Here is a 26554-nt window from a genome sequence, read left to right on the forward strand (position 1 = left end):
GGGATCATGCGCCTTCGGTGACGGGGACCGGTTGCGGGCGGATCATCCCGTTCGTGAGCAGCGTGTCGTACACCGCCTTCATCAGGGTGGCGCTCTGGTCATCGGCGGTGGCGCTGTTCAGCCCGATGGCGATGATCAGCCCCGTGTCCGGGAAGTAGGCGTGCAGGGCGCGGAAGCCCAGGGTCTCGCCCTCGTAGAACCAGAACGTCCCGAGTTCCGGGTCCGTGAGCTGGGCGATCCCCAGTCCGAATCCTTGGGGATCGGTCGCCGATGTGCTCGCGATGGGCTGGCCGGTCGTGATCGAGACCAGGCTCTCCAGCTCGGCCTGCTGCTGGGGTGGCAGCAGGTGGCCGCTGTAGAGCGCGCGTTCCCAGCGGGTCATGTCGCTCGTCGTGCTGAGGATGCCGCCGGCGGCGCGCGCCCAGGACAGCGTGTGCCGGCTGACGTCCTGGCCGAGCAGCTGGGGGAGCGGGAACTCGTCGTTGGAGAAGTAGCCGGCGGGTTCGCGGCTGGTCACCGAGGCGGGGTAGACGTCGGGGCGGTAATGCAGGTCGCACAGGCCCAGCGGCTCGATGATGCGGCGGTACAGCTGGTCCTGATAACTCGTCCCGGTCACCCGCTCGATGATCATCTCGGCGAGGACGTAGTTGGTGTTCGAGTAGCTGTAGCCCGTCGTGGCCGGAGCGTCGAGTACGTAGCCGACCAGCCGCTCCGGTGAGAAGTAGGTGTGCGGGTCGGCGGCGTAGTCGGCGTACCAGGCCGGCTGGTCGTCGTAGGTCGCGATGCCGCTGGTCATGTTCAGCAGGCGCCGGATCGTCACGTCCTCCCACTGCGGATACTGCGGCAGCCACGTGCCCAGGGTGTCGTCGATGGACAGGCGGTGCTCTGCCTCCAGTTGCAGCAGCAGCACGGAGGTGAACGCCTTGGTGTTGCTACCGATCTGCCAGACGCTGTCCGGTCGCACCGGCACGGAGCCGCCGAGCGTCGTCGTTCCGGCGCTGACGTCGATGGTCGAGTGCCGATCGGGCAGGTTCACGCTCAACCCGGCGGCCGAGACGTGCTCCGCCACCCCGCGCTCCTGCAGATGGGCCTCCAGGTCAGCGCGCAGCTGCGCCTTCAGGTCGTCGTCTCCTGCACCCGCGGTCACCGGACCGGCCGGCGCGGCGAGCGCGTGGGCGTGCCCCGCGACAGGAGCCACCAGGCCCGCGAGGACCAGCAGCGCGGCGACGAGGGCGCGAGGCAGCCCGGCCAGGGTGGACACGAGTGGTGCGCGGTGTTCGGTCATCGCGGGCTCCGCCGGGAGAAGGGAGAGATGCTGGGCAGGGCTGCTCAGGGTGCCGCGGCCGGGGCACTGGTGGGGGCTTCCGGTGGGAGTACACGGGCGTGTGCGGCGCGTCCTCACACCACGACGGAGCGGAGCACCGAGCGCCATGTCTGCAGCCTCGGACGCAGCTCCTCATCCCGAGATCACGGTCACCTCCACCGCTGCATCCCGGGTCCTGCTCAGAACCGAGGCTGCCCTCGCCGATGTCCCTGAGGCCGCCTCCAGCGACAGCCGGAGGCGCCGAAGGGCTCGAGTCGGCACCAGGGCTTCATCGGCCGTGGCTCTACCTGGGTGGTCGCGGTCGTGGTTGCAGTTGGCGGCGTTCGCGCCAGTGCACCGCCGTCGGCCCTCGTGCGAACGGCCACGTCGAATGGCTCACCGAACGACAGCGACCGGTCACGAACGCGATCATGACGGCCTGGCAGTGTGGGGGTCAGGGGTTCGAGTCCCCTCAGCTCCACCCCGATGACCCCAGGCCGTTCCCCGTGTCGGGGAGCGGCCGGAGTCGTCTCTGGTGCCACCGTGGTGGCCACCGGAGCACATCCGGTGCCGGATCGGTCCCACAGCGTGTTACCCGTGCGTTCCGCGGCATCGCGGCCGAGGGGCGGCATGACGTGGCAGCAGGTGTCCGTCGCGGTTCGCAGCTGTGCGTGGCCGAGGAGGTCCGTGACGACCCGGGGATGGACGCCCTCCGACAGCACCAGGGTCGCTGCCGTGTGCCGCCCCACGCAGGAGGACCTTCCAGGGGTGCCAGTCCGACTTCCGCTCGGTCGGCCGGTGGCCTGTGCGAAGACCAGGTCGTTGTCCTCCCCGAGCGGACCGGCGACGATGCGCTCCTGGAGTTGACCGGCTCGGTGGGCGCGGAGGGCCGCGACGAGTTGCCCGGGTAGCGCCAGGGTGCGCCGGCTGCGCTCGGCCTTCGGCTCCTCGGGACCAGGTCCTGTCCGCCGACGCGGTGCGGTCCGCGCCGCACGCTGAGCGTGCCGTTCCCCAGGTCGACCGGCGCCGGGAGTGCACGAGTCGGCCGGCCGACGGCAGCGGCCCGAGCAGCAGCACGGCTACACGTGGCTGACCGCGGTGCTGTCGAGGCCGCCGGCGCGGTGGGGCGCATGAAGGGCGCCAACCACCTCGCCGCGCGGCACGCCCGGCTCACCGCCCGCCGCGGCAGGGCCCGCGCCCAGGCGTCGCGAGCCGGCGCTCACCCGCAAGGCCGGGACTCCGCGATCTGGACGGCCAGGTGAACCCCGGCGAGGTCCGCCATCCACCCGGGGAAGGACGTGATCGCGACTGACGGTCGACGTGGCCGACGAGGCAGCGGCGGTGCTGGTGCAGGTCCGCGCCGACCGGATCCCCTGCGCGGACCCGGCCCTGCCGGTCGCCGTTCGGTGTCACGGCCGGACTCGACCGCTCCGCACCGGTCGAGGGGGTCGGCGGAGCGGGCCCTCGGCCGAGCCCTGCCAGGGAAAGTGGAGCATGCTGCCCACGGGACCTGTCGTGCATCGAGAGGAGCCAGCGTGGACATCGGGCCGGCCACGTGGTGGCTGACGATCGGCGGCATCGCGCTCATCTTCGCCTTCGACTTCCTGGTCATGGGGCGCCGACCTCACGTCGTCACCATGAGAGAGGCAGCCGTCAGTGTCGCGGCGTACGTCGCCGTTGCCGCCCTCTTCGGGATTGGCATCTGGGTTCTGGCCGGCGGCCAGTACGGCATGGAGTACTTCGCCGGGTACATCACGGAACTGAGCCTGTCGGTCGACAACCTCTTCGTCTTCGTCGTGGTGATGTCCGCGTTCGCGGTGCCCCGGGAGAACCAGTTGCGGGTGCTCCAGCTCGGCATCATCGGCGCGCTCGTGCTGCGCTTCATCTTCATCCTCGTGGGCGCGGCCGCCCTTGCGCGCTTCGCCTGGCTCTTCTTCGTCTTCGGGGCGTTCCTGCTGTGGACCGCGTACAAGCTGGCCACCGAGCACGGCACCGAGACCGAGCCAGGGGAGAACAAGGTCCTCAAGTACGTCGAGAAGGTCCTGCCGACCACACAGGACTATCACGGCGGCCGCTTCACCGTGCAGGTCCAGGGCAAGCGGGTGTTCACGCCACTGGCCGTCGTCATGATCGCGATCTTCCTGACCGACATCATGTTCGCGATGGACTCGATCCCGGCCATCTTCGGGTTGACCCGCGAGACCTACATCGTGTTCACCGCGAACGCCTTCGCCCTGATGGGTCTGCGGCAGATGTTCTTCCTGCTCGACGGCCTGCTGGACCGGCTCATCTACCTGTCCTTGGGCCTGGCGGTGATCCTCGGATTCGTCGGCATCAAGCTCATCCTCCACGCGCTGCACGAGTACCACATCGGAGCGCTCCCCGAGATCAGCACGGTCACGTCGCTCCTGGTCATCGTGCTCACGCTGACCGTCACGGTTCTGGCCAGCCTGGCGAAGGTGCGTCGCCATCCCGAGGTCCTCGCCACGCACGACGTCTCCGGCCACCACCACCCGCAGGGGAAGGAGTTGCAAGAGCTGCGCGCCATCGGCCGGCACCCGCACCCGGAGCCCGCTCTCGCCGAGGGCGAGTCGACGGAGGGTGACCCGGAACGGCGATCCGGGTCACCCTGACGACGACGCGGTCGCCGGCCTCCGCGACCGGGCGGCGGGGCCGAGACCACAGGTCCTCCAGGGACGGTCGTGCCGAGGTCGTAGGTGCGCCGAGCGCGCAGAGGGTCCGGTCGACGTTCGCGCTGCACGTCGACAGCGGCTTCTCCCGGGTGTTCAGCGCACTGCTCGACCTCTCCACCGAGGGCAGCCTGAGGACCCTGACGACGGCGACCTCGCTCGGGGCCGTCGTCTCCCCGCCGCAGGTGCTGGGGCCGGCCTGGTGGCCCCGGCCGGGTGCGCTCAGGCAGGTCCGGTGGGCGGCTCGCGCGCCGATCGGGCGGCATGCCGGGCAGCTCCTTGCGGCGGAGCGGTCCCGCGGTCGGCGATGACCAGGCTGAGCAGACGGACCGATGGCACGTCGGTTGCCCACTAGGGTCCCCACCAGCACCGACCTGGTCGGAGGGGTCATGATGGAGCGTCCGTACGAGATCGTGCAGACCGGGACGGGTCCGGTGTACCGGATCCGCGCTCGCGGCACCCAGGTGATGCGTGAGCCGCTCGTCTTCCGCGGGACGGCGTTCACCCAGGAGGAGCGGGCCGCGCTGGGCCTGGTGGGGTTGCTCCCCCACGGCGTCACGACGATCGACTCGCAGACCAAGCGGGTGTACGCCCAGTACGTGCGAGCGCAGGACGACCTGGCCAAGAACGTGTACCTGACCTCCCTGCGCGACCGCAACGAGGTCCTCTTCTACCGGCTGCTCAGCGAGCACGTCGACGAGATGCTGCCGATCATCTACACCCCCACGATCGGCCAGGCGATCGAGCGCTACAGCCACGAGTACCGCCGTCCCCGCGGCGTGTTCCTGTCCATCGACCACCAGGACCAGATCGAGCAGTCGCTGGCGAACTTCGGTCGCGCCGCCGACGAGGTCGACCTCATCGTCGCGACCGACTCCGAGGGCATCCTCGGCATCGGCGACCAGGGCATCGGCGGGATCGAGATCGCCATCGGGAAGCTGACCGTGTACATCGCCGCGGCCGGCATCCATCCGCGGCGGGTCATCCCGGTCGTCCTCGACGTCGGCACGGACAACCACGCGCTGCTCACCGACCCCATGTACCTCGGCAACCGGCACGCGCGGGTCCGCGGCCAGCAGTACGACGAGTTCATCGACGCCTACGTCCGGACGGCGGGCCGGATGTTCCCGAACGCGCTGCTGCACTGGGAGGACTTCGGCGTCGACAACGCACGGCGCATCCTCGACCGCTACGCCGACGAGGTCTGCACGTTCAACGACGACATGCAGGGCACCGCTGCCGTGGCCCTGGCCGCCGCGGTGGCCGCCGTCCGCGCCGCCGGCTCCCGGATGCGCGATCAGCGGGTGGTCATCCACGGACCCGGTACCGCAGGCGTGGGCATCGCCGACTTCCTCCGCGAGGCGATGGCTCGTGACGGGCTGGGGATGGACGAGGCCGCACGGCGGATCTGGCTGGTCGGCCGCCGGGGTGTGCTCACCGACGACATGGGCGAGGAGCTGCGCGACTTCCAGGTGCCCTACGCCCGACCGGCGGGTGAGATGGCGTCGGATCCGGCAGGTGGCTCCGCCAGCCTGGCCGCGACGGTGGCGCAGGTGCACCCCACCGTGCTCATCGGGACGTCCACCCAGTCCGGTGCCTTCACCGAGGCGGTGGTCCGCGAGATGGCCGGGCACGTGGAGCGGCCCATCATCTTCCCGCTGTCCAACCCGACGGCGCGGATCGAGGCCCAGCCGGCCGACCTGCTGGCCTGGACCGACGGCCGTGCTCTGGTGTCGACCGGCAGCCCGTTCCCGCCGGTCGTCCACGACGGGGTGACCCACCACATCGCGCAGGCCAACAACGCGCTGGTGTTCCCCGGCCTGGGGCTGGGCGTCACCGTCGCCCGGGCGCGGCGGATCAGTCAGGGCATGATCCAGGCCTGTGCGGACGCCGTCGCCGGCCTGACCGACCTCAGCGTGCCGGGTGCGCCGCTGCTGCCGGCCGTCTCCGACCTGCGTCGGGTGTCGGCCGCCGTCGCCGTCGCCGTCGCCGTCGCCGCGGCCGACGAGGGGCTGGCGCAGGTGGAGCTGGACAACCCGGTCCAGCAGGTGCACGAGGCGATGTGGCAGCCGGTCTACCCGACGATCGAGGCGGTCTGATCACCGGAGCCCCATCGGGACGGCGCCTCCGAGCTGCGTCGCGACGAGGCTCGCGAGATGAGGGCTACTTCTTCCGCCTGGGCAGGTAGAGGTCGGTGAGGGTGCCCTCGAAGGCCTCCGCCGCCATCCCGACGGTCTCCGACAACGTCGGGTGCGCGTGGATGGTCAGCCCGATGTCGGCGGCGTCGGCACCCATCTCGATGGCCAGTCCCAGCTCGGCGATCAGTTCGCCGGCCGACGGGCCGACGACCCCGGCTCCGATCACCCGGTGGCTGGCCTCGTCGAACAGCAGCTTGGTGAACCCCTCGTCGCGGCCGATGGACAGCGCCCGGCCGCTGGCCGCCCACGGGAAGACGCCCTTGCCGTAGGCGATCCCCGCGGCCCTGGCCTCGTTCTCGGTGACGCCGACCCAGGCGACCTCGGGGTCGGTGTAGGCGACCGAGGGGATGACCCGTGCGTCGAAGTAGCTGTTCTGTCCGGCGGTGACCTCCGCGGCGACCTTGCCCTCGTGGGTGGCCTTGTGCGCGAGCATCGGCTGCCCGACGACGTCGCCGATCGCGAAGACGTGCGGGACGTTGGTGCGCATCTGCTTGTCGACCGGGACGAAGCCGCGCTCGTCGACGACCACCCCGGCCTTCTCCGCGCCGATGGCCGGGCCGTTGGGACGGCGGCCGACGGCCACGAGCATGCGGTCGAACGTCGCGGTCGTGGACGTGTCGCCCTCCAGCGTGGCGACCAGACCCTCCGGCCGTGCCTCGACGGCGGTCACCTTCGTCTTCAGGTGGACGCCGGCGTAGGCCTTCGCGATGTGCTCGTGCAGCGGCTGCACCAGGTCCTTGTCCGCGCCCGGGATGATCTGGTCCATCAGCTCGACGACCGTGACCTCGGCGCCGAGCTCGTGGTAGACGGTCGCCATCTCCAGGCCGATGATCCCGCCGCCGAGGACGAGCAGCCGCTGCGGCACGTCTGCCAGCTCGAGTGCGCCGGTCGAGTCCATGACCCGCGGGTCGTCGTGGGGGATGAACGGCAGCCGGACCGGCTCCGACCCGGCGGCGATGATCGCCTGCTCGAAGTCGACCGTGGTGGTGCCACCGTCGGCCAGCTCGACCTGCACCTGGTTGGGCGAGGTGAACCGGCCGGAGCCACGGATGGTGGTGACCTTGCGCTGCCTGGCCAGGCCGGTGAGCCCACCGGTGAGGCGGCCGACGACCGTGTCCTTCCAGCGACGCAGCGCGTCGACGTCGACCGACGGCTCCCCGAACGACAGCCCGTGCTCGGCCATCTCCCGGGTCTCGGCGATCACCTTGGCCGCGTGCAGCAGCGCCTTCGACGGGATGCAGCCGACGTTCAGGCACACCCCGCCCAGCGCCGGCCACCGGTCGACCAGGACGACCGCCTTGCCCAGGTCCGCGGCGCGGAACGCCGCGGTGTACCCGCCGGGGCCGGCGCCCAGGACGAGGACGTCGGCGCGGACGTCCCCGGGCCCGGTCGCGGTCGCCGGCGCGGGGGCGCCCGTCACCGCGGCGCTGGGTCCGGCCGGCGCCACGGCGGCCGCGTCCTCGGTCCGGAGGAAGAGCAGGATGCTGCCGGCGCGGACGCGATCGCCGACCTGCACCGTCACCTCCTCGACGGAGCCGGCCTGCGAGGCGGGGATCTCCATCACCGCCTTGTCCGACTCCAGGGTCACCACCGGGTCGTGCGGACCCACCCGGTCGCCCGGTCCGACGAGCACCTCGGTCACCGGCACGTCGGCGAAGTCACCGAGGTCGGGCACGGTCACCTCGACCCGGTCGTAGACGCCGGCGGCCGAGCCGTAGCCGGGGCGGTCCACCGGGGCGGGGACGGCGTCCTCGTGGGTCACCGGATGGGTGGGTGACGGGGCGCCGGCGCCGGTCCCGGCCAGGCGCAGCACCAGGTCACCGGTCGCCACCCGGCTGCCGACCCGGACCAGCACCTCCTCGACGGTCCCGGCGGCCGGCGCGGGGATGTCCATCGTCGCCTTGTCCGACTCGAGGGTCAGGACGGGGTCCTCGGCGGCGACCACGTCACCAGGAGCCACGTGCACCTCGATGACGGGAACGTCCGCGAAGTCGCCGATGTCGGGGATGCGCATGTCCACGGGAGGCTCCAGGGGCTGCGGGTCGGGTCGGGCGGGGCTAGAGCACGAGGCGGCGGACGTCCTCGAGCACGTGGCACAGGTACCGGGTGAAGCGGGCGGCGAGCGCGCCGTCGATCACGCGGTGGTCGTAGGAGAGCGACAGCGGCAGCACCAGCCGCGGCACGAACGTGGCGCCGTCCCACACCGGGGCGGTCTTCGACCGCACGACGCCCAGGATGGCCACCTCGGGGGCGTTGACCAGCGGGGTGAACGACGTCCCGCCGATGCCGCCGAGGCTGGAGATGGTGAAGCAGCCGCCCTGCAGGTCGGTGGCGGTCAGCTTGCCGTCCCGGGCCCGTGCGGACACGTCACCGAGCTCGCGGCTGAGTTCACGGATGCCCTTGCGGTCGACGTCGCGGAGAACCGGCACGACCAGGCCGTCGGGTGTGTCGACGGCGACCCCGATGTGGAAGTAGCGCTTGTAGACCAGCGCGTCCTTCTCCGGCGTCAGGCTGCTGTTGAACCGCGGGAACTCGCGCAGCGCGGACACCGACGCCTTGAGCAGGAACGACAGCAGGGTGACCCGGTAGCCCTCGGCCCGGGCCTCGGTGTCGAGTTCCTTGCGGTAGGTGTCGAGCTCGGTGATGTCCGCGTCGTCGTCGTGCGTGACGTGCGGGACGTTCAGCCAGGAGCGGTGCAGGTGCGGCCCGGACAGCCGCTGGATGCGGGAGAGCGGCTGCACCTCGACGGGGCCGAACTTGGAGAAGTCCTGCGGCGGGATCTCCGGGATGCCGCCGCCGGCCGCCGCGGCGGGAGCCGGCGCGCTGGGCGCCGGGCCGCGGACCTCCTGGAGCAGGTCGTCCTTGGTGACCCGGCCCTTCGGCCCGGAGCCGGCGATCCCGGTGAGGTCCACGCCGAGTTCGCGGGCCAGCCGGCGGACGCTGGGCCCGGCGTGGACGCCGGCGAAGTCCGGCGGCGCCGCCGTCGCCGTCACCGGGGCGCCGCCGGGTGCGGTCGGCGGGGTCGCGGCCTCGGCCGAGCGGCGCGCCGACTCCTCGACGGTCGACGCCGCGCTGGTGGACGCCTCGGTCGGCGGCTCGACCTGGTCGACGGTCGCCGCGGCGAGCTGTTCGGGCGGGGTCGCCCCGTCTCCCTGGTCGAGCAGCAGGATGGGTGTCCCGACGTTCACCAGGTCGCCGAGCGAGACGCGCAGCTCACGGACGGTGCCGGCCGCCGGCGACGGGACGTCCATCGTCGCCTTGTCGGACTCCAGCGTGATCAGCGGGTCCTCGGCCGCGACCGCGTCACCGGGCGAGACGTGGATCTCGATCACGGGGATGTCGGAGAAGTCACCGATGTCGGGGACCGTCACTTCGGCGGGTGAGGTCATGTCATGCCTTCCGGACGAGGGGAGCGGTCAGACCGTCCACGGTGGTGGCGCCTCGGGGTCGATGCCGTAGCGACGGATCGCGTCGGCGACCGTCGTGGCCGGGACGGCACCCTCGGCGGCGAGCGAGGCCAGCGCCGCCACGGTCACCGCACAGCGGTCGACCTCGAAGAACCGGCGCAGGTTGCGGCGGTAGTCCGAGCGCCCGTAGCCGTCGGTGCCCAGCACCCGGTAGCTGCCGGGCACGAAGGGGCGGATCTGGTCGGCGAAGGTCCGCATGTAGTCGCTGGCGGCCACCACCGGGCCCTGCCGGTCGGCCAGGCACCGCTCGACCCAGCTGCGGCGCGGCTGCTCGGTCGGGTGCAGCAGGTTCCACCGCTCCGCCTCGAGGCCGTCGCGCCGCAGCTCGGTGAAGCTGGGCGCGCTCCACACGTCGGCGTCCACCCCGAAGTCGGTGGCGAGCAGGTCGGCGGCGGCCAGGACCTCGCGCAGGATCGTGCCGCTGCCGAGCAGCTGCACCCGCGGCGGAGCGGCCTTGCGGCGGGACGGCGCGGCCGGCCCCTCCCGCAGCAGGTACAGCCCGCGCAGGATCCCCTCCCTGGACCCTTCCGGCATGCCGGGGTGCTCGTAGTTCTCGTTCATCAGGGTGACGTAGTAGAAGACGTCCTCCTGCTCGGCGTACATCCGGCGCAGACCGTCCTGGACGATCACCGCGACCTCGTAGTGGAAGGTCGGGTCGTAGGAGACGCAGTTGGGGATCGCCGAGGACAGCAGGTGGCTGTGGCCGTCCTCGTGCTGCAACCCCTCGCCGTTGAGCGTGGTGCGCCCGGCGGTGGCGCCGAGCAGGAAACCGCGCGCCCGGGAGTCCCCGGCTGCCCACGCCAGGTCCATGACCCGCTGGAAGCCGAACATCGAGTAGTAGATGTAGAAGGGGACCATCGGGGTGTCGCTGAGGCTGTAGGACGTCGCGGCGGCGATCCACGAGGACATCGCCCCGGCCTCGTTGATGCCCTCCTGGAGCATCTGGCCGTCCGGCGCCTCGCGGTAGTACATGAGCTGGTCGGCGTCCTCGGGCCGGTAGAGCTGGCCGACCTGGCTGAAGATGCCGTACTGCCGGAACATGCCCTCCATCCCGAACGTGCGTGACTCGTCCGGGACGATCGGGACGACCCGCTTGCCGATCGACTTGTCGCGCAGCAGCGTGTTGAGGACGCGGACGAAGGCCATGGTGGTGGAGATCTGCCGGCCCTCGGTCGGCACCAGCTGCGCTCCGAAGGCGTTGAGGTCGGGGACCTGCAGGCTCTCGGTGGAGCGGCGGCGGCGCACCGGCATGGAGCCGCCCAGCGCCGCCCGGCGCTCGCGCAGGTAGCGCATCTCCTCGCCGTCCGCGGGGAGGCGCAGGAAGGGGACCTCGTCGAGCTGCTCGTCCGAGATGGGGATGTCGAAGCGGTCGCGGAACCGGGCCAGCGCCGCGCCCCCGACCTTCTTCTGCTGGTGGGTGATGTTCTGGCCCTCGCCCGCCTCGCCCATCCCGTATCCCTTGACCGTCTTGGCCAGGATCACGGTCGGTCGACCCACGGTCTTCACCGCGGCGCTGTAGGCGGCGTAGACCTTGCTGGGGTCGTGGCCGGCCCGGGTCAGCGCCCAGATCTCGTCGTCGCTCATGTCGGCGACCAGCTCGAGCAGTTCGGGGTACTTGCCGAAGAAGTGCTCGCGGACGTAGGCGCCGTTCTTGGACTTGAAGTCCTGGTACTCCCCGTCGACGGCCTCCTCCATCCGCTTGAGCAGCAGGCCGGAGGTGTCGCGGGCGATCAGCGGATCCCAGCTGCTACCCCAGATGGTCTTGATGACGTTCCACCCGGCGCCGCGGAAGATGCCCTCGAGCTCCTGGATGATCTTGCCGTTGCCGCGCACCGGACCGTCGAGCCGCTGCAGGTTGCAGTTGATGACGAAGACGAGGTTGTCGAGCTTCTCCCGCGCAGCCAGCGCGATGGCGCCCAGCGACTCCGGCTCATCGGTCTCGCCGTCGCCGAGGAAGGCCCAGACCTTGCGCCCGGCGGTGTCGGCCACCCCGCGGCAGTGCAGGTACTTCAGGAACCGCGCCTGGTAGATCGCCATGATCGGGCCGAGCCCCATCGACACGGTCGGCAGCTGCCAGTAGTCCGGCATGAGCCACGGGTGCGGGTAGGACGGCAGGCCACCACCGCCGACCTCCTGACGGAACCCGAGCAGCTGCTCCTCGCTGAGCCTCTCCTCGAGGAACGAGCGGGCGTAGATGCCGGGCGCCGAGTGACCCTGGATGAAGAGCAGGTCGCCGCCGTGGGTGTCGGTCGGCGCGTGGAAGAAGTGCTGGAACCCGACGTCGTAGAGCGTCGCCGCCGACTGGAAGCTGGCGATGTGGCCCCCGAGCTCGGAGGACTCCTTGTTGGCCCGGAGCACGATGGCCATGGCGTTCCAGCGGATGAACGAGCGGATCCGGTGCTCGATGGCCCGGTCGCCCGGGTGCCGGTCCTCCTTCTCCACCGGGATGGTGTTCAGGTACGGCGTGGTGGCGCTGTACGGCACCGCCGCCCCCTTGCGGCGGGCCTCGGCGACCACCTGGTCGAGCAGGTGGAACGCCCGCTCCGCCCCCTCGAACGCCAGGACCGAGTCCAGAGCGTCGATCCACTCCCGGGTCTCGGCCGGGTCCAAGTCGCCGCTGACGTCTCGGCTGAGGTCCTCGCTCACGTCGTCCTCCTCCGTGGAGCCGCACCACTGCGGCAGCGGGCGATGCCGGGCATCCTGCCGCAGTTGCCGACGCCACGGGTATCGCCCGGGACCTGGGACGCAGCTCGAGCCAGGGACCGGAGCCCGAGGGGACCGGAGAGGCCTCGTGTCCGCAGCAGGAACCGATCACGCGCCGCCGTGTGACGAGGCCCCGCCCACCCCCCGGCAGAGGTTCCTCGACCAGTGCTGTGTCGGTGGCGCCTCTCGTCGGGTTCGCCGGCGCCGACCGTGCCGACTTGCCAGGCCAGCGGCGCCCGATCAGTGCCAAGGTGTGGGGTCGACGTGGCGACGGTGCCGGTGACCTCGCCACTCCCCGTACCGGGAGGAGCTGGTCATGGTCGTGCTTCACACCGCGATAGCCATCGCCGTCATCGTCGTGCTCATCATCAAGACCAAGGTCGACCCGGTGATCTCGCTGATCATCGGGTCGCTCTACCTGGGCCTCGCGACCGGTGTCGGCTTCACGGCGACGTTGACGGCGATCGCCACCGGCTTCGGCGAGATCATGGGCGAGGTCGGCCTGCTCATCGGCTTCGGCGTGCTCATCGGGGCGATGCTCCATGCGATCGGCGCCTTCCGGAAGATGGTGACGATGCTCGTCGACCGTGTCGGCGCGCACCGGCTCCCGTATGCGATGACGGCGGCGATGTCGACGATCTTCCCCTCGATCTACGTGGACGTGCAGGTCGTGCTGGCTTCTCCGGTGGCGCGCTCGACCGCGCCGTTCATCGGCCGGACCGGCTTGCCGCACATGTCCGGTGCGCTCGGGACCGGGATCTTCGCCGGCTACGTCTTCGTGATCCCGGGACTGGCGGCGGTCTCCATCGCGGGCCTGCTCGAGATCCCACTCGGCACCTGGCTGATCTACGGTTTCGTGCTGGGGCCGCTGACCGCGATCGTGACGACGTTGATCTTCCGGTTGCTCCTGCGCGGTCGCTACTGGAACTTGGCCAGGGACGAACACGTCGACGAGGCGATGGTCGAGCAGGAGACCACTGAGCTGGTCAAGGACGACAGCGCGACGCCCCCGCTGCTCGTCTGCCTGCTGCCCATCCTGGTGCCGCTGGTGATGATCGCGTTCGGCGCCTTCGCGGAGTTGTTCGAGTTCTCCAACGACTTCATCGCCTTCCTCGGCGACGCCAACTTCGCGCTCTTCGTCGGCCTGATCGGTGCCTACGTGCTCTGCCGGCGCACCCTGGGCTCGGAGGGCACGGATGCGGCGATGAGCGAGGGCTTCCACACCACCGGCGCGATCCTCCTCATCACCGGCATCGGCGGGTCCCTGGGTGCCGTCATCGGGGAGACCGGGCTCGACACGATCCTGGCTGGCCTCTTCACTGCCGAGGCAGGGGCACCGGTCATCCTCAGCATCCTGCTCGCCTGGCTCGTCGCGGCGGTGCTGCACCTGGCGATCGGATCGGTGTCGGTGGGGGCCATCACAGCCGCCGGGATCATCGGCCCGGTGCTCGGGTCGATCAACGTCTCGCCGATCGTCATCGGCCTCGCCATCGCCTCGGGCGCGATGTTCGCGCTCCAGGTCAACAGCAACTTCTTCTGGATGTTCAAGTCGCTGCTGGGACTGTCGACCCAGGGCACCTTCAAGACCCTGACGATGGTCACCTCCATCGCCTCGGTCGTCTCGCTGCCGATGGTCATGGCGGTGGCGCTGATCGCGTAGGGCGGCGGTCAGCGGGTCGGCCAGCCGCAGCTGGGTGTGGGCGCCGACGATCAGCCAGGTCCAGCGGTCGGCCGCGGCCGAGCAGTAGGTCCTCGGGGTGCTCCATCCCAGGGGCTGCTGCAACAGCCGGATGGTGCGCCCTTCACCGAGTGGGTGCAGACCCGGCGACTCAGCCCCGCCACGCTGCTGACCTGCTACCGGGAGAACACCCGGCTGCACGTCGATCCCCACCTCGGTGCGCAGCCGATCGCCCGGCTCGCCTGCTCGGCCGTGGCCGCCCGCCTCGACGGCGCGCCAGGCGAGCGCGAACGTGAGGTCCTCGCGCTGCCGCTCGGCGGTCGGCTCGCGGTCGACTGCAGGGGACCGCGAGCGCCCTCACTGAACTGGACCCGGATACGGCAGGTGGTGAGGAAGCCCCAGGTCAGGAGCGGAGGGAGGCGGGCGTGTTCACCGGGACCTCTGCTGGCCCCGGGCGATGAGGACGAGGCCGCCCACGACGACCACGATGGGCATCCACGACGGCAGCCCGAGCGGTCCGAGCAGCAGGCCCACGACGGAGAGCAGGAGCTGGAAGCCGAGGTAGAGGCCCAGCGCCACCAGCACCCAGAAGATGGCGGGCTGCTCGGCCCGCAGTCGGCGCAGGTGGTCCATGGCGTCTCCTCGGTCGTGTCAGTGGGCGCGGGTCGCCGACGCAGCCTGTCCGTGGACGGCCGGCTCGAGCCACCGGGGCACATCGGCAACGCGTGGTCGGGACTCACGTCGACCGTGCACCGGAGAACGTCCCACGGTGAGGACGGCGTTCCCGCTCCTGTTCTCGCCAGGGGCCTGGTCGGGCGGCTCCTGCGTGGTGCCACGGTGGTGGCCGACCGTGCCGTTCACGATCGTCCGCAGGGATTCCTCGAGAGCCGCACCCGGCGTTGACCTGCGGCAATCGACAACGGCGGACGACCGCGGACCCCCACCAGCCGCCCTGGCAGTGTGGGGGTCAGGGGTACGAGTCCCCTCGGCTCCAGCCTGATGACCAGGGCGTTCCTCCTGGGGGAGAGCGCCCTGAGTCGTCCCCGGTCGTGGTGCGCACCTGCGAGCACCCCCAACAGCCCCATGACGACCCGCGGGTGCACGCCCTCGGTCAGCACCATCCCTGCGGTGTGCCGACCGTCGTGCAGTCGGACCGCTGACGCCGGTGGTCCTCCGGTCCGTACGACCGACCCCGTCGGTGCAGATCGTCTCGCCCCGAGGCCGATCGGACCGGGTCGACCGCGATCTCGCGCCGCGCAGCCCGACGCGCTGTGGGCGTGGACGGTCTCGAGGACGTCGACCCGAGTGCACCGCGGCCGGTGCGCCGCCGGCCCGGCGTGGGCTCACGGGTGGGCCGGGGCGATCGTGCGCCGTCGCGGAGACCCGGTACGACGCCGGCGTGGAGCAGTGAGGACCCCAACGTAGCGGCGCGGTAACGCACCGCAATTTTTGATGTGACTGTCCGGTTGCTCTCTGCTACGGTGTGTGCAACCGATCTCCCAGCCACGGTGATCGCACCGATCGCGCCGCACGTCGCCCCGAAGCCACCGCACCGGGTCAACGTGCCGCGGCGCGATCCCCCATGACGGTCGCCATCTGACTCCTCCGAGCCTCCGGCTCAGCAGCGACGACAGGAGATGCGTCTGGCGCGGTGATCGAGCGCCGGCACCAGGTCAGCCGTCTCGGCGGACTCGTGCGGGCAGCACTCGTGCGCGCTCGTCCCCGGCTCCCGCCTCCGAGATCTCTCTGCACGTCCGGCCGATCCACCACCGGGAACGGCCGAGGCCCCAAGCAGGTGGGCGCACGTCTCGATCCCTCCGCGTTCGCAACCGACCCGAAGGACTCTCATGATCCGTACTCGATGGTGGGCGGGGCTGATCGCCCTCTCTGCCGTCCTCGTGGTCCTCGCCGGGGTGCCCACCGCGTCGGCGGCGCCGGCCTCGGGCACCTACACCTCGTTCGCCTACACCGGCACCTGGAACTCGGGCTGGTCCGGCCGGGTCTCCTGGTACACCGGCTCGACCGCCACGGCGACGGTGAACGTCGGTACCGGTGGCGGGACGATCTCGATCCACGGCCACACCGGTCCCGACGCCGGCATCGCTGGTCTGAGCGTGGACGGCGGTACCCAGCAGAACGTCGACACCTACCGCACCACCACCGCCGACCGCACCTACTTCACCACCGCCAGCCTCCCGCAGGGCTGTCACACGGTGCGGGTGACGGTGACCGGCACGAAGAACGTCTCCTCCAGGGGGACATCGATCACGGTCCGGGAGGTGAGGACGAGCAACGGCGCCATCATCGCCCCCGGCGGGACCTGCAGTGGGACCACCCCGACTCCCACCCCGACCCCGACTCCCACGCCGGCCCCCACCCCCACGCCGACTCCCACGCCCACGCCGACTCCCACACCCACGCCGGCCCCCACTCCCACGCCGGCCCCCACACCCACGCCGGCCTCCACACCCACGCCGGCCTCCACACCCACGCCGACCCCCACACCCACTCCCGCTCCGACGCCCACTCCCACGCCCGCACCCGCCACCGGCGGGAGCGGCGCGGCCACGCTCGCCGGCCTGGCCCTCCCGGCCAACGGCTGGTTCTCCGGTTGCGCGGGCACGGGGTGCCTCGACGGGTCCTTCGGGACCTGGCGCGGAGCTCCGACGACGATGCTGTCGACCTGGCAGGACACCGTGGACGGTGGCGCGTGGAGCTGGGGTCCCGGGGCTGCAGACGTGAAGTACAAGGGCCTGCTCGACATCGCCACCGGCGGCCCGAACGACTGGACCGCGGCCTCCAACGGCACCCTCGACAACGCCTGGCGCGACTACCTCAGCCGCCTCCGGGCAGCCCGCACCATCGACGGGGTCCTGTACCCGACGATCCTGCGGCCCGCCCACGAGATGAACGGCAACTGGTACGGCTGGTCGGTGTCCTCCGCCGAGGTCCCGGCGTTCAAGGCCACCATGAGCCGCTGGGAGAACATCGCCGACACGGCGTTCCCAGAGGCCCTGTTCGCCATCTCGTTCAACGGGGAGACCACGACGTCGGGCCTCGACGCCGCGAACGTGTTCGAGGCGTCCGTGTACGACCTGATCGGCGTGGACCGGTACAACCAGTACCCCTACATCGGGACCAGTCGCAGCGGCACCACGGTCACCTGGGCTGACGGCTCGATGCGCGGCTCGGACCTGGACCCGATCGGCATCGAGCGGTGGCGGCGTTTCGCCGAGACCCGGGGACTGCCGGTCTACCTCCCCGAGTACGCCAACAACGGCGATGCCCAGGGTGGGGCGCACTCCGGGGACGACCCGTACTGGGTGGACAACTTCTTCTCGTGGGTGGACGCACACGCCGGGAAGGGCCGGGGGCAGGTGTTCGCCGAGTCCTGGTTCAACATCAACAAGGAGCACAACGGCTGGCACCTGACCGGGACCGGGGTGGAGCAGCCCCGGGTGGCCACGGCCTACGCCAACTCGTTCCCCCACTCCTGACCCGCCGACGTCCCGTCCCCACCTCCGGGTGGGGACGGGGCCCGACCCCGTCTCGCCGATGCGATCCGCGCTCGTGTCGGCCCGGTCTGCGCCCCGGATCAGTCGCGCGAGCGGCGACGGAACGCGGCGACGGCGAGCGGCGCGAAGACGGCCGCGAGCAGCAGCGACCAGGCGATCGACACCATCACCGGGTGCTGCAGGGGCCACGCGGCGTCCGCCGGGGCCGGCAGGCCGTTGCCCCATAGCTCGCGGCACGCCTGGGTCAGGGCCGAGACCGGGTTCCACTCCGCGATCGCGCGCAGCCAGGCCGGCATGCTCTCCGGCGGCGCGAACGTGTTGGCCACGAACGTCAGCGGGAACATGACCGTGAACATGAAGCCCTGCACGGCCTCGACCGTCCGCATCAGCGAGCCGACCCAGATGCCCAGCCAGATCAGCGCGAACCCGAAGAGCAGCAGCAGCAGGAAGGCCAGCACGGCGTCCACGACGCCGTTGCGGATCCGCCAGCCGATCAGCAGCCCGGTCACGCCCATGACGGCGATGCCGATGCTGGAGTGGATCAGGCTGGAGATGCTCCGTCCGACCAGCACCGACGACCGGGGGATGGGCAGGGACTTGAACCGGTCGACGATCCCCTTCTGCAGGTCGCTGGTCAGCCCCATGGCGACGATGGCGGAGGAGAACACCATCGTCTGGACCATGATCCCGGGGAGCAGGAACTCCTTGTAGTCGGCGCCGCGCACGGCGATCGCGCCGCCGAACACGTAGGCGAAGAGCAGCACGAACATCACCGACTGCACGGTGACGTCCATGAGCATCTCGGGCATCCGCCGGATGTGCACCAGGTTGCGCCACACGATGGTCGCCGACGCCCGCAGCAGCGACGGCGGAGCGATGGCCGGCCGGGCGGCCGGTGGCCGGGTGGTCTGGACGGCGGTCACTGGACGACTCCCTCGTCGGTCGGGTCCGGGGTCGCGTCGGACTCGGCGCGGTGCCCGGTCAGGTGCAGGAACACGTCGTCCAGGCTGGGCCGGGCCAGTCCGAGGTCGTCGAGTTCGATGCCGCTGCGCTCGAAGACGGCGGCGATCCGGGTCATGTCGCCGAGTCCGCCGGCCTGCGCCGTCAGCCGCCGGCTGCCCCGCTCCACGTGCACCTCGGGGGAGTGCGCACGCATCAGCCCGGCGGCCTCGTCGAGGTCGACCGCGTGGGTCAGGGTCACCACGACGCTGGCCTGCCCGGCCTGGTCCTTGAGCTGCGTCGGCGTCCCGGCGGCGATGACCCGGCCCTTGTCGACCACCACGATCTCGTCCGCGAGGTGGTCGGCCTCCTCCAGGTACTGCGTCGTCAGCACCAGCGTGGTCCCCTCCCGGACGAGCTCCCGGAGCACCTCCCACAGCCCCGACCGGCTCTGCGGGTCCAGACCGGTGGTGGGCTCGTCGAGGAACAGGATCGGCGGTGCCGCCAGGAGGCTCACCGCGAGGTCGAGGCGGCGGCGCATGCCGCCGGAGTAGGACTTCGCCGGCCGGTCGGCGGCCTCGACGAGGTCGAAGCGGGTGAGCAGGTCCTCGGTCGCCTCGCGGACGTAGCTCCTGGCGAGCCCGTAGAGGCTGCCGATCAGCCGGAGGTTCTCGCGGCCGGTGAGGATCTCGTCGACCGTCGCCGCCTGGCCGGTGAGGCCCATGCTGCGACGGACCTCGTTCGGCTGCTCGCGGATGTCGTAACCGGCCACGCGGCCGGTCCCGCTCGTCGGCACGCTCAGCGTGGTGAGCATCCGCACCAGGGTGGTCTTCCCCGCGCCGTTGGGCCCGAGCAGGCCGAGCACCGAGCCGGTGGGGACGACGAAGCTGACGCCGTCCACGGCGCGGTTGTCGCCGAAGTGCTTGACCAGGTCGACGGCCTCGACGGCCGGGGTGACGCTCATGCCGTCCCCCCGGGCTCGGGTGCCGCCGGTCGTACCGCGGTGTGTGCTGGCAGGGGCATGCGAGCCAGGATGCAACCTCAAGCGGACTTGAGGACAAGGGTTTTCCACGTCGCCGTCCGGGCCGGACGTGCGCCCGGGGGCTGCCTCGTGGCGGCCGACGCGGCAGGCCGATGAGTCCCGGGCCGCCGGGCGGTCGGAGCTGCGACGCACCCTCGCACGAGGGACCGGACCGAGGAGCCCCGCCATGACCGCCACCACCGTCGGGTACGCCGACGTCAACGGCCTGCACCTCTACCACGAGGTGCACGGCGATCGAGGTACGCCGCTGGTGCTGCTGCACGGCGGCATGCTCACCATCGACCTGAGCTTCGCGGGGCTCATCCCGGATCTGGCGCAGCGCCACCGCGTCGTCGCCGTCGAGCTGCAGGGGCACGGGCGCACCGCCGACATCGACCGCCCGATCACGCCGGCCAACTCGGCCGGCGACGTCGTGGCGCTGCTCGATCACCTCGGCATTGACCGGGCGCACGTCCTGGGGCACAGCATGGGCGGTGCCGTGGCGCTCGAGCTCGCCGTCTCCCACCCGGACCGCGTCCTGTCCGTGGTGCCCTGCTCGGCCAGTGTGCGACCCGACGGCATGCACGAGGACTTCCTCGACCCGGAGAGGATGGCGACCTCCACCCGCATGCCCACGGAGCAGGACCTCGCCGACTTCACGGAGGCCTACCGGCGGCTGTCGCCCCACCCGGAGCACTTCGCGGGGTTCCTCGCGTCCCTGTCCGCCTCGCAGGCCGATCTCGTGGGCTGGTCGGACGAGGAGCTGGCCGGCATCACCGCCCCGGTGCTCCTGGTGCAGGGGGACCACGACTTCACCACCGTCGAGCACGCCGCTCTCATGCTGCGGCTCATCCCGGGGTCACAGCTGGCCGTCCTGCCCGGGACGACGCACATGCAGGTGACCCGGCGCGCGGACCTGCTGCTCCCCGTCCTGGCGGCGTTCCTGGGCGACCGCTGACCGCTCGGCCCGGCCTCCCGCCGGCGCGCGTCAGGAGCGCGCCGGGGCGCGGCGGGCGAAGTCGGGCGCGTGCTCGGGCCGCAGCCCCACGCCGATCAGGTACGCGGGGAGGACGGACAGCTGGGGGAGCCGGTGCACCAGCGCGAGCACCGGCGCGGGCGGGCCCGGTCTCCGTCCCTCGACGAGCGGGCCCACGAGGGCGCGGTGCAGCATCCGCTGCAGGCCCTGCACGAGCACCGTCGGCAGGAGGCGGCGGGCACGGACCGCGGCCAGGTCCTTCGCGGTCACCGTGCCGTTCCGCAGCGGCCCGGCGAGCAGGGTCGCCGCGGCCACGGCGTCCTGGACGGCGAGGTTGATGCCCACGCCCCCGACCGGCGACATGGCGTGCGCCGCGTCGCCGATGCACAGCAGCCCGTCGACGTGCCAGTGCAGGAGCCGGTCCACGCGCACGTCGAGGTGCTTGACGTCGTCCATCGAGGCCAGCGCGTCCACCCGGTCCCGGAACTCGGGGATCAGCTCGGCGACGTCCTGCCGGAACGCCTCGATGCCGCGGGCGCGCAGCTCGGGGTCAGCGCCCTTGCGGCCGATGTAGGCCACCTGCAGGAACGTCTCGCGCGGGATGACCACGGCGAAGCGGCCCGGCGCCGCCCGCGGGGCGAGCGCGGCCGGGCGGTCGCTCGGCAGGCGGGGGACCCGGAACCACCAGGCGTCGATGGGGACGGGGAACGCCTTCGGCTGCAGCCCCGCCTGCCGGCGCGCGACCGAGCCGCGGCCGTCGCAGGCCACGGTGAGGTCCGCCCGGATCTCGCCGGTGGCGCCGTCCGCGGTGCGGTAGCGCACCCCGACGACCCGGCCGCCCTCGCGCAGCAGGTCGGTCATCTCGGTCCGCATCCGCAGCGAGTACGACGGCTCCCGCCGTCCGGCGTCGGCGAGCAGGTCGAGCAGGTCCCACTGCGGCACCATCGCGATGTAGGGGTGCCGCACCCTCAGCCGGCGGAAGTCCCCGATCGTCACGGTGCCGCCGTCGCCGGTCGGGAAGACCACCTGCTCGAGCTTCGTCTGCGGCAGCCGGGCGAACTCGTCGGCGAGGCCGAGCTCGTCGATCAGCTGCAGCGTCGAGGGGTGCACGGTGTCGCCGCGGAAGTCGCGGAGGAAGTCGGCGTGCTTCTCCAGCACGGTCACCTCGACGCCGGCGCGGGCCAGCAGCAGGCCCAGCACCATCCCGGCCGGGCCACCCCCGACCACCAGGCACGTCGTGCGCTCGCCCATCGCCGGCCTCCCTCTGGACGCCCCGTGCCGACGCAGTCTCCCGCGCGGGCCGGGCGGGCACCACCACCTCGCGCGTCCGCCCGGCCGGGGCCGGCCCGGGTGGCGGGCACGGGGCTCAGGGCTTGACGGCGAGCACCGGGCGGTCGGCGTCGAGCAGGATCCGCTGGGCGGTGCTGCCCATGAGCAGCTTGCCGACCGGCGAGCGCTTGCGCAGTCCGATGACGATCACCGAGGCGTCGACCGCGCCGGCGATGCGGACGACCTCGTCGGCGAGGTCACCGGCGTGTGCCTCCTGGCGCACCTCGACGTCGACGCCGGCGGCCGACGCGCGGGCGTGGAGGGCGCGGACGGTGTCCTCACCGGCGAGCGCCGTGCTGACCGGAGCACCCTCGCGCGGGGTGTTGAGGAGGACCAGCCGCGCGTTGCGGCGCGCGGCCTCCTCGACGGCCGCGGCGAAGGCGGCGTCGCCCTCGGGCGTGGGGACGTAGGCGACGAGGACGGTCACACGAGCTCCTTGTTCTCCGGGGACCGGGCGGACCGGCGGGCGTTGCCCCGCCGGCGGGGGAGGGCGGCCCGGATCAGCGGGAGCAGCGCCACGAGGAGGAACAGGACGAGCAGCGTCCCGGAGATGGGGCGGGTGAAGAAGCCGGTCGGGTCGCCGCTGAACAGCAGCAGCGAGCGCCGCAGGGAGTCCTCGAGCAGGGAGCCGAGCACGAAGGCGAGGACCAGGGGGCCCGGGTCGAAGCCCAGCTTCTTCATCAGGTAGCCCAGGGCACCGAACACGATCACCAACGCGATGTCGAAGACGTCGTAGTTGACCGTGTAGACCCCGATCAGCGTGATCAGCACGGTGATCGGCGCGAGGATCGTGGAGCGCACCCGCAGGATCTTCACGAACAGACCCACCAGCGGGATGCTCATGATCAGCAGCAGGATGTTGCCGACGTACATCGAGTTGACGACGCCCCAGAACAGCTCGGGCTCCTGGTCGACCAGCTGCGGGCCGGGGCTCACGCCCTGGATGAGCAGCGCGCCGTAGATGACCGCCATCGTGGCGTTGGCCGGGATGCCCAGGGTGAGCAGCGGGATGAAGGACGACGTGGCGGCCGCGTTGTTGGCCGACTCCGGCGCGGCGACGCCCTCGACGGCACCTCGGCCGAAGCGCTCCGGCGTCTTCGACCGGCGCTTCTCCAGCGCGTAGGAGGCCAGCGAGCCGAGGGTGGCTCCACCGCCGGGCAGGATGCCGAGGAAGAAGCCGAGGACCGAGCCGCGCCCGATGGCCCCGGAGGACTCCCGGAGGTCCTTCCTCGACGGCCAGACGTTGGCCACCGTCGCCGGCGCGTGCACGGCCCGGTGCCGTTCCTCCAGGTTGTAGAGGATCTCGCCGAGGCCGAACAGGCCCATCGCGATGGGCACGAAGTCCAGGCCGTCGGCGAGCGAGAGGTTGTCGAAGGTGAACCGCTCGGCGCCGGTGAACCCGTCGCGGCCGACCGTGGCCAGCAGCAGGCCGACGCAGGCGGCGATGACGGCCTTGAGCCGGTCGCCGCTGCTGACCGTGGCCACCAGCAGGATGCCGAGCAGGGCGAGGGCCGTGTACTCCGGCGGTCCGAAGTCGAGGGCGAAGCCGGCCACGAGCGGAGCGACGAAGGAGAGCGCGACGATCGAGACGGTGCCGCCGATGAAGGAGCCGACCGCGGCGATGCCCAGCGCGGTGCCGGCCCGGCCGTTGCGGGCCAGCGCGTGGCCGTCGAAGACGGTGACGACCGAGGAGGCCTCGCCGGGCAGCCGCAGCAGGACCGAGGTGATCGTGCCGCCGTACTGGGCGCCGTAGAAGATGCCGGCGAGCATGATGATCGCGGTCACCGGCTCGATGCCGATGGTGATCGGCAGCAGGATCGCGATGGTGGCCGCCGGTCCCAGGCCGGGCAGCACGCCGACCAGCATGCCGACGACGACACCGATCAGGCAGTAGAGCAGGTTGGTCGGCTCGAGCACGACGCCGAAGCCGTCGAGCACCGGGGCGAGGTCCACGGCGTCTCCTAGAACAGGTGCGGGATGGGGACCGAGAGGGCGGCCACGAAGACGAGGTAGAAGGCGACCACCATGGCCAGGCTCGTGACGACCGAGGTGCGCCAGCTCTCGTGCCCGAGGAAGCGGAGCCAGACGAAGGCGAGCAGCGCCGCGGGGATCTCGAAGCCGATGACCGAGATGAGCGCGACGAAGACGACCATGGTCGCCAGGCCGGCGAGCACCAGCCAGCTGGTGCGGCTGAACCGCTCGGCGTCGGTGGTGCGCCGGGCGGTCGCCACGAGCGCCAGGCCGAGGACGACGACCACGACGCTGAGGACGAGCGGCCAGGTGCCCGCCTCGGGGCTGCGGGCGCTGCCGGCGTCGAGGGCCAGCGAGCCGACGACCGCGGCGACCCCGAGGGCGACGACCGCGACGGCGACGACCAGGTTCCCCAGCAGCCCGGCGGCCGGCGGGCGGCCCTCGTGCTCCTCGGCCTCCACCTGGTGGATGGCCTCCTCGAGGTCGAACTCCTCGGCGGCGGGTTCCACCGGCGGCACCCCGGGGCGGGCCTGGGGGGTGGCCCCGGCGGCCGTGGAGCCGCCGGGGCCACCCGGGACGTGCGCCCCGCCCGCGGGAGAGGTCACGCGTCCCCGCCGAGGTCGATCCCGTACTGCTCGACGACGCTGCGGTACTGCTCGAGGTTCGAGGTCCACGTCTCGCGGACCTCCTCGCCGTCGATCTCGTTCGGGGTGAGCTGGTTGTCCTCGTTGAACTGCTGGTAGGCCTCGGACTCGAACGCCGTCTGGAACGACGCCTGCAGGGTCTCGAGGACGTCGTCGGGCGTGTCCTTCGGGGCGAAGACCGCGCGGGACTGCTGGACCGGCGCGTCGTAGCCCGCCTCGACGGCGGTCGGGGTGTCGGGCAGGTAGCTGACCCGCTCCTCGGCGAAGGTCACGATCGGGGTCAGCTCGCCGGCCTCGATCTGCTCGATGGCCTCGCCCAGCTGGATGGAGCCGACGTCGACCTGGCCGCCGAGCACCGCGGTCAGCGTGGGGGAGCCGCCGTCGAAGGGCACGGCGGTGGCCTCGATGCCGGCCTGGGCGAAGAGCAGCTCCTGGGAGAGCTGGCTGCCGGTGCCGACGCCCGTGGTCCCGAAGGTGACCGGGCGCCCGGCGTTGGCGAGGTCCTCGACCGTCGTGAAGCCGGAGGACGGCGCGGTCACCAGCACGTAGTCGTCCTGGCTGAGGCCGGTGACGATCTCGTAGTCGGCGATGTCGGGCGCCTCGCCCTCGGCGACGGCCAGCGGCGTGATGTAGGCCAGGGTGCCGTTGTAGACCATCAGGGTGTGGCCGTCGGGCTCCGCGCCGGCCAGCTCCTGGGCGGCGAGCGCGCCGTTGGCGCCGGGCCGGTTCTCCACGGTGACCGGGACGCCGAGGTCGTCGGAGACCTCGTCGGCCAGCGCGCGGGCGATGAGGTCGGTGCTGCCGCCGGGGTCCTGGCCGACGAGCACGGTGACGGGGTCGTCGCCCGGGAACTCGCCCTCGGCGGACCCGCCGCCCCCGCCGCCGACGTTGCCCCCGCAGGCTGCCAGCGACAGGGTCAGGGCGAGGCCGGTGCCGGCCGTCGCCCACCGGCGCGCGCGGATGTCAGTGGTCATGAGAGTTCTCCTCGGGGTGCAGCCGGGGCCGGGCCGCGGGCAGTGTGAGTGGCGTCACGGACGCCGTGTCGTCGGCGAGCGTAAGAAGCCCTGCTCATGCCTGTCCAAATCCATTGAGGCATCGATTGATACCTTGCCGGCATGGCCTTCACGCTGGAGCAACTCCGCGGTTTCGTGGCCGTCGCCGATGAGCTGCACTTCGGCCGTGCGGCCGCTCGGCTGAGCATGACCCAACCGCCGTTGAGCCGGCAGATCCAGAAGCTCGAGCGGGTCGTCGGCGCCCAGCTGCTCGAGCGGGACAACCGCCGCGTCACCCTGACCGCCGCCGGTCAGGTCTTCCTCGTCGAGGCGCGCCGGCTGCTCGGTCTGGCGGACTCCGCACCCGAGCTCGCCCGGCGGGTGTCCTCCGGGGCCAGTGGCGTGGTGCGCATCGGCTTCACCGCCGCCTCGACCTACGGGGTGCTCGGCGAGCTGCTCAACGACCTGGCGCAGGAGCTGCCCGACGTCGACGTCGACCTCGCCGAGATGGTCACCCGCGAGCAGGTGGCGGGGCTGCTCAACGAGGAGATCGACCTGGGCCTGGGCCGGCCGCCCTTCGACGAGGAGGCCTTCGGGCACCGCCTGCTGCACCGCGAGGCGCTGCTCGTCGCCGCGCCGGTGGGGCACCGGCTGCTCGAGCTGGGCCGGCCGGTGACGGCCGCGGACCTGGCACCGGTCCCCGTCGTCATGCACTCGCCGACCACGGCGAAGTACTTCTACGACCTGGTGGCCGGTGTCGTGCCGATCGCCGCGGAGAACACGGTGCACACCGTGAGTCAGGTGCTCACCATGCTGTGGCTGGTCGCGGCCGGGCGCGGGGTGGCGTTCGTCCCGGCGTCCGCCGCCCGGATGGCCATCGAGGGTGTGGCGTTCGTGCGGCTGGAGACGCCTGTGCCCGAGCCGGTCGAGCTGCACCTGCTCTGGGCCAAGGACTCGAAGAACCCCGCGCTGTGGCGGGCGCTCACGGTGCTGGAGCAGCGGGCCGGGCGACTCTGATACCCCAGGTGCATCGTCCGATGCGCAAACGCGATTGGACGGGCATCGGATGGCGTTCCTACGGTGGCCGCGACCACAGCCCGCGCCGCCGGACGACCCGGCGCGGACCCG

18 protein-coding genes are annotated in these 26554 nt (G+C 71.8%); 6 read left to right on the forward strand and 12 right to left on the reverse strand.

All coding sequences use genetic code 11. The features are described 5' to 3' along the window. Positions 1-4: 4 nt before the first annotated feature. Positions 5-1285 carry a serine hydrolase domain-containing protein gene (locus ABQ292_RS06105; protein ID WP_369204291.1) on the reverse strand — a complete coding sequence of 427 codons (1281 nt, stop codon included), beginning with the start codon at positions 1283-1285 and terminating at the stop codon, positions 5-7. A 1553-nt stretch (positions 1286-2838) separates the two neighbouring features. Here ABQ292_RS06105 and ABQ292_RS06110 point away from each other — a divergent pair. Together ABQ292_RS06110 and ABQ292_RS06115 are read left to right on the forward strand one after the other, a co-directional pair. Beyond that, on the forward strand, positions 2839-3936 hold the full coding sequence (locus tag ABQ292_RS06110) for a TerC family protein (RefSeq protein ID WP_369204293.1): 1098 nt from the start codon (positions 2839-2841) through the stop codon (positions 3934-3936). 446 nt (positions 3937-4382) lie between these two features. Beyond that, entirely contained in the window at positions 4383-6092 is a 1710-nt protein-coding gene (locus ABQ292_RS06115) for an NAD-dependent malic enzyme (RefSeq protein WP_369204295.1), read from the forward strand. A gap of 64 nt (positions 6093-6156) precedes the next feature. Here ABQ292_RS06115 and lpdA read toward each other — a convergent pair whose 3' ends face one another. Genes lpdA through aceE form a run of 3 tightly spaced genes read right to left on the reverse strand, consistent with a single transcriptional unit; the run spans position 6157 to position 12304 of the window. Continuing rightward, positions 6157-8205, reverse strand: a complete 2049-nt coding sequence (lpdA, locus tag ABQ292_RS06120) for a dihydrolipoyl dehydrogenase (RefSeq protein ID WP_369204391.1) — start codon at positions 8203-8205, stop codon at positions 6157-6159. Positions 8206-8248: 43 nt separating this feature from the next. After that, positions 8249-9580 carry a dihydrolipoyllysine-residue acetyltransferase gene (aceF, locus tag ABQ292_RS06125; RefSeq protein ID WP_369204297.1) on the reverse strand — a complete coding sequence of 444 codons (1332 nt, stop codon included), beginning with the start codon at positions 9578-9580 and terminating at the stop codon, positions 8249-8251. 27 nt (positions 9581-9607) lie between these two features. Beyond that, positions 9608-12304, reverse strand: a complete 2697-nt coding sequence (gene aceE, locus ABQ292_RS06130; protein WP_369204299.1) for a pyruvate dehydrogenase (acetyl-transferring), homodimeric type — start codon at positions 12302-12304, stop codon at positions 9608-9610. 373 nt (positions 12305-12677) lie between these two features. Here aceE and ABQ292_RS06135 point away from each other — a divergent pair, with 373 nt between their 5' ends. Beyond that, complete coding sequence (locus tag ABQ292_RS06135; RefSeq protein WP_369204301.1) at positions 12678-14021, forward strand: GntP family permease; 1344 nt, start codon at positions 12678-12680, stop codon at positions 14019-14021. A gap of 447 nt (positions 14022-14468) precedes the next feature. On the opposite strand, the gene ABQ292_RS06140 is transcribed toward ABQ292_RS06135, so the two are convergent. Then, entirely contained in the window at positions 14469-14672 is a 204-nt protein-coding gene (locus tag ABQ292_RS06140) for a hypothetical protein (RefSeq protein ID WP_369204303.1), read from the reverse strand. Positions 14673-15886: 1214 nt separating this feature from the next. Between ABQ292_RS06140 and ABQ292_RS06145 the strand changes: the two genes are divergently transcribed. Further along, entirely contained in the window at positions 15887-17536 is a 1650-nt protein-coding gene (locus tag ABQ292_RS06145) for a glycoside hydrolase family 26 protein (RefSeq protein WP_369204305.1), read from the forward strand. A 98-nt stretch (positions 17537-17634) separates the two neighbouring features. On the opposite strand, the gene ABQ292_RS06150 is transcribed toward ABQ292_RS06145, so the two are convergent. After that, positions 17635-18477, reverse strand: a complete 843-nt coding sequence (locus ABQ292_RS06150; RefSeq protein WP_369204307.1) for an ABC transporter permease — start codon at positions 18475-18477, stop codon at positions 17635-17637. Continuing rightward, positions 18474-19457 (reverse strand): ATP-binding cassette domain-containing protein, encoded by a 984-nt coding sequence (locus ABQ292_RS06155; protein WP_369204309.1) that lies wholly within the window; start codon positions 19455-19457, stop codon positions 18474-18476. Before ABQ292_RS06155 ends, ABQ292_RS06150 begins: the two co-directional genes overlap by 4 nt. Positions 19458-19701: 244 nt before the next feature. On the opposite strand from ABQ292_RS06155, the gene ABQ292_RS06160 reads away from it, so the two are divergent. Beyond that, positions 19702-20472, forward strand: a complete 771-nt coding sequence (locus ABQ292_RS06160) for an alpha/beta fold hydrolase (protein ID WP_369204311.1) — start codon at positions 19702-19704, stop codon at positions 20470-20472. Positions 20473-20502: 30 nt separating this feature from the next. Here ABQ292_RS06160 and ABQ292_RS06165 read toward each other — a convergent pair whose 3' ends face one another. The 5 genes from ABQ292_RS06165 to ABQ292_RS06185 form a co-directional block, all read right to left on the reverse strand. Further along, the gene (locus tag ABQ292_RS06165; RefSeq protein WP_369204313.1) at positions 20503-21741 is read right to left on the reverse strand and encodes an FAD-dependent oxidoreductase; all 1239 of its coding nucleotides are present in this window, start codon (positions 21739-21741) and stop codon (positions 20503-20505) included. Between the two features lie 115 nt (positions 21742-21856). Continuing rightward, a complete protein-coding gene (locus ABQ292_RS06170) occupies positions 21857-22246 on the reverse strand; it encodes a universal stress protein (RefSeq protein ID WP_369204315.1) in 390 nt (129 codons plus the stop codon). Continuing rightward, positions 22243-23772 carry a tripartite tricarboxylate transporter permease gene (locus ABQ292_RS06175; RefSeq protein WP_369204317.1) on the reverse strand — a complete coding sequence of 510 codons (1530 nt, stop codon included), beginning with the start codon at positions 23770-23772 and terminating at the stop codon, positions 22243-22245. The genes ABQ292_RS06170 and ABQ292_RS06175 overlap by 4 nt, the downstream gene beginning before the upstream one ends. Before the next feature lie 8 nt (positions 23773-23780). Then, positions 23781-24395 (reverse strand): tripartite tricarboxylate transporter TctB family protein, encoded by a 615-nt coding sequence (locus tag ABQ292_RS06180; protein ID WP_369204319.1) that lies wholly within the window; start codon positions 24393-24395, stop codon positions 23781-23783. After that, positions 24392-25408 (reverse strand): Bug family tripartite tricarboxylate transporter substrate binding protein, encoded by a 1017-nt coding sequence (locus tag ABQ292_RS06185; RefSeq protein WP_369204321.1) that lies wholly within the window; start codon positions 25406-25408, stop codon positions 24392-24394. The genes ABQ292_RS06180 and ABQ292_RS06185 overlap by 4 nt, the downstream gene beginning before the upstream one ends. Before the next feature lie 141 nt (positions 25409-25549). Between ABQ292_RS06185 and ABQ292_RS06190 the strand changes: the two genes are divergently transcribed. Beyond that, positions 25550-26443 carry a LysR substrate-binding domain-containing protein gene (locus ABQ292_RS06190; protein WP_369204323.1) on the forward strand — a complete coding sequence of 298 codons (894 nt, stop codon included), beginning with the start codon at positions 25550-25552 and terminating at the stop codon, positions 26441-26443. Positions 26444-26554 lie beyond the last annotated feature (111 nt).

Origin of the sequence: Geodermatophilus maliterrae, assembly GCF_041018925.1 — a bacterium.
GTDB lineage: Bacteria > Actinomycetota > Actinomycetes > Mycobacteriales > Geodermatophilaceae > Geodermatophilus > Geodermatophilus maliterrae.

Coding starts and splice junctions, on each gene's coding strand:
- ABQ292_RS06165 (WP_369204313.1), bottom strand. CDS start 21,741: ATGGGCGAGCGCACGACGTGCCTGGTGGTCGGGGGTGGCCCGGCCGGG.
- ABQ292_RS06145 (WP_369204305.1), top strand. CDS start 15,887: ATGATCCGTACTCGATGGTGGGCGGGGCTGATCGCCCTCTCTGCCGTC.
- ABQ292_RS06185 (WP_369204321.1), bottom strand. CDS start 25,408: ATGACCACTGACATCCGCGCGCGCCGGTGGGCGACGGCCGGCACCGGC.
- ABQ292_RS06190 (WP_369204323.1), top strand. CDS start 25,550: ATGGCCTTCACGCTGGAGCAACTCCGCGGTTTCGTGGCCGTCGCCGAT.
- aceF (WP_369204297.1), bottom strand. CDS start 9,580: ATGACCTCACCCGCCGAAGTGACGGTCCCCGACATCGGTGACTTCTCC.
- ABQ292_RS06105 (WP_369204291.1), bottom strand. CDS start 1,285: ATGACCGAACACCGCGCACCACTCGTGTCCACCCTGGCCGGGCTGCCT.
- lpdA (WP_369204391.1), bottom strand. CDS start 8,205: ATGCGCATCCCCGACATCGGCGACTTCGCGGACGTTCCCGTCATCGAG.
- ABQ292_RS06160 (WP_369204311.1), top strand. CDS start 19,702: ATGACCGCCACCACCGTCGGGTACGCCGACGTCAACGGCCTGCACCTC.
- ABQ292_RS06140 (WP_369204303.1), bottom strand. CDS start 14,672: ATGGACCACCTGCGCCGACTGCGGGCCGAGCAGCCCGCCATCTTCTGG.
- ABQ292_RS06115 (WP_369204295.1), top strand. CDS start 4,383: ATGATGGAGCGTCCGTACGAGATCGTGCAGACCGGGACGGGTCCGGTG.
- ABQ292_RS06155 (WP_369204309.1), bottom strand. CDS start 19,457: ATGAGCGTCACCCCGGCCGTCGAGGCCGTCGACCTGGTCAAGCACTTC.
- ABQ292_RS06135 (WP_369204301.1), top strand. CDS start 12,678: ATGGTCGTGCTTCACACCGCGATAGCCATCGCCGTCATCGTCGTGCTC.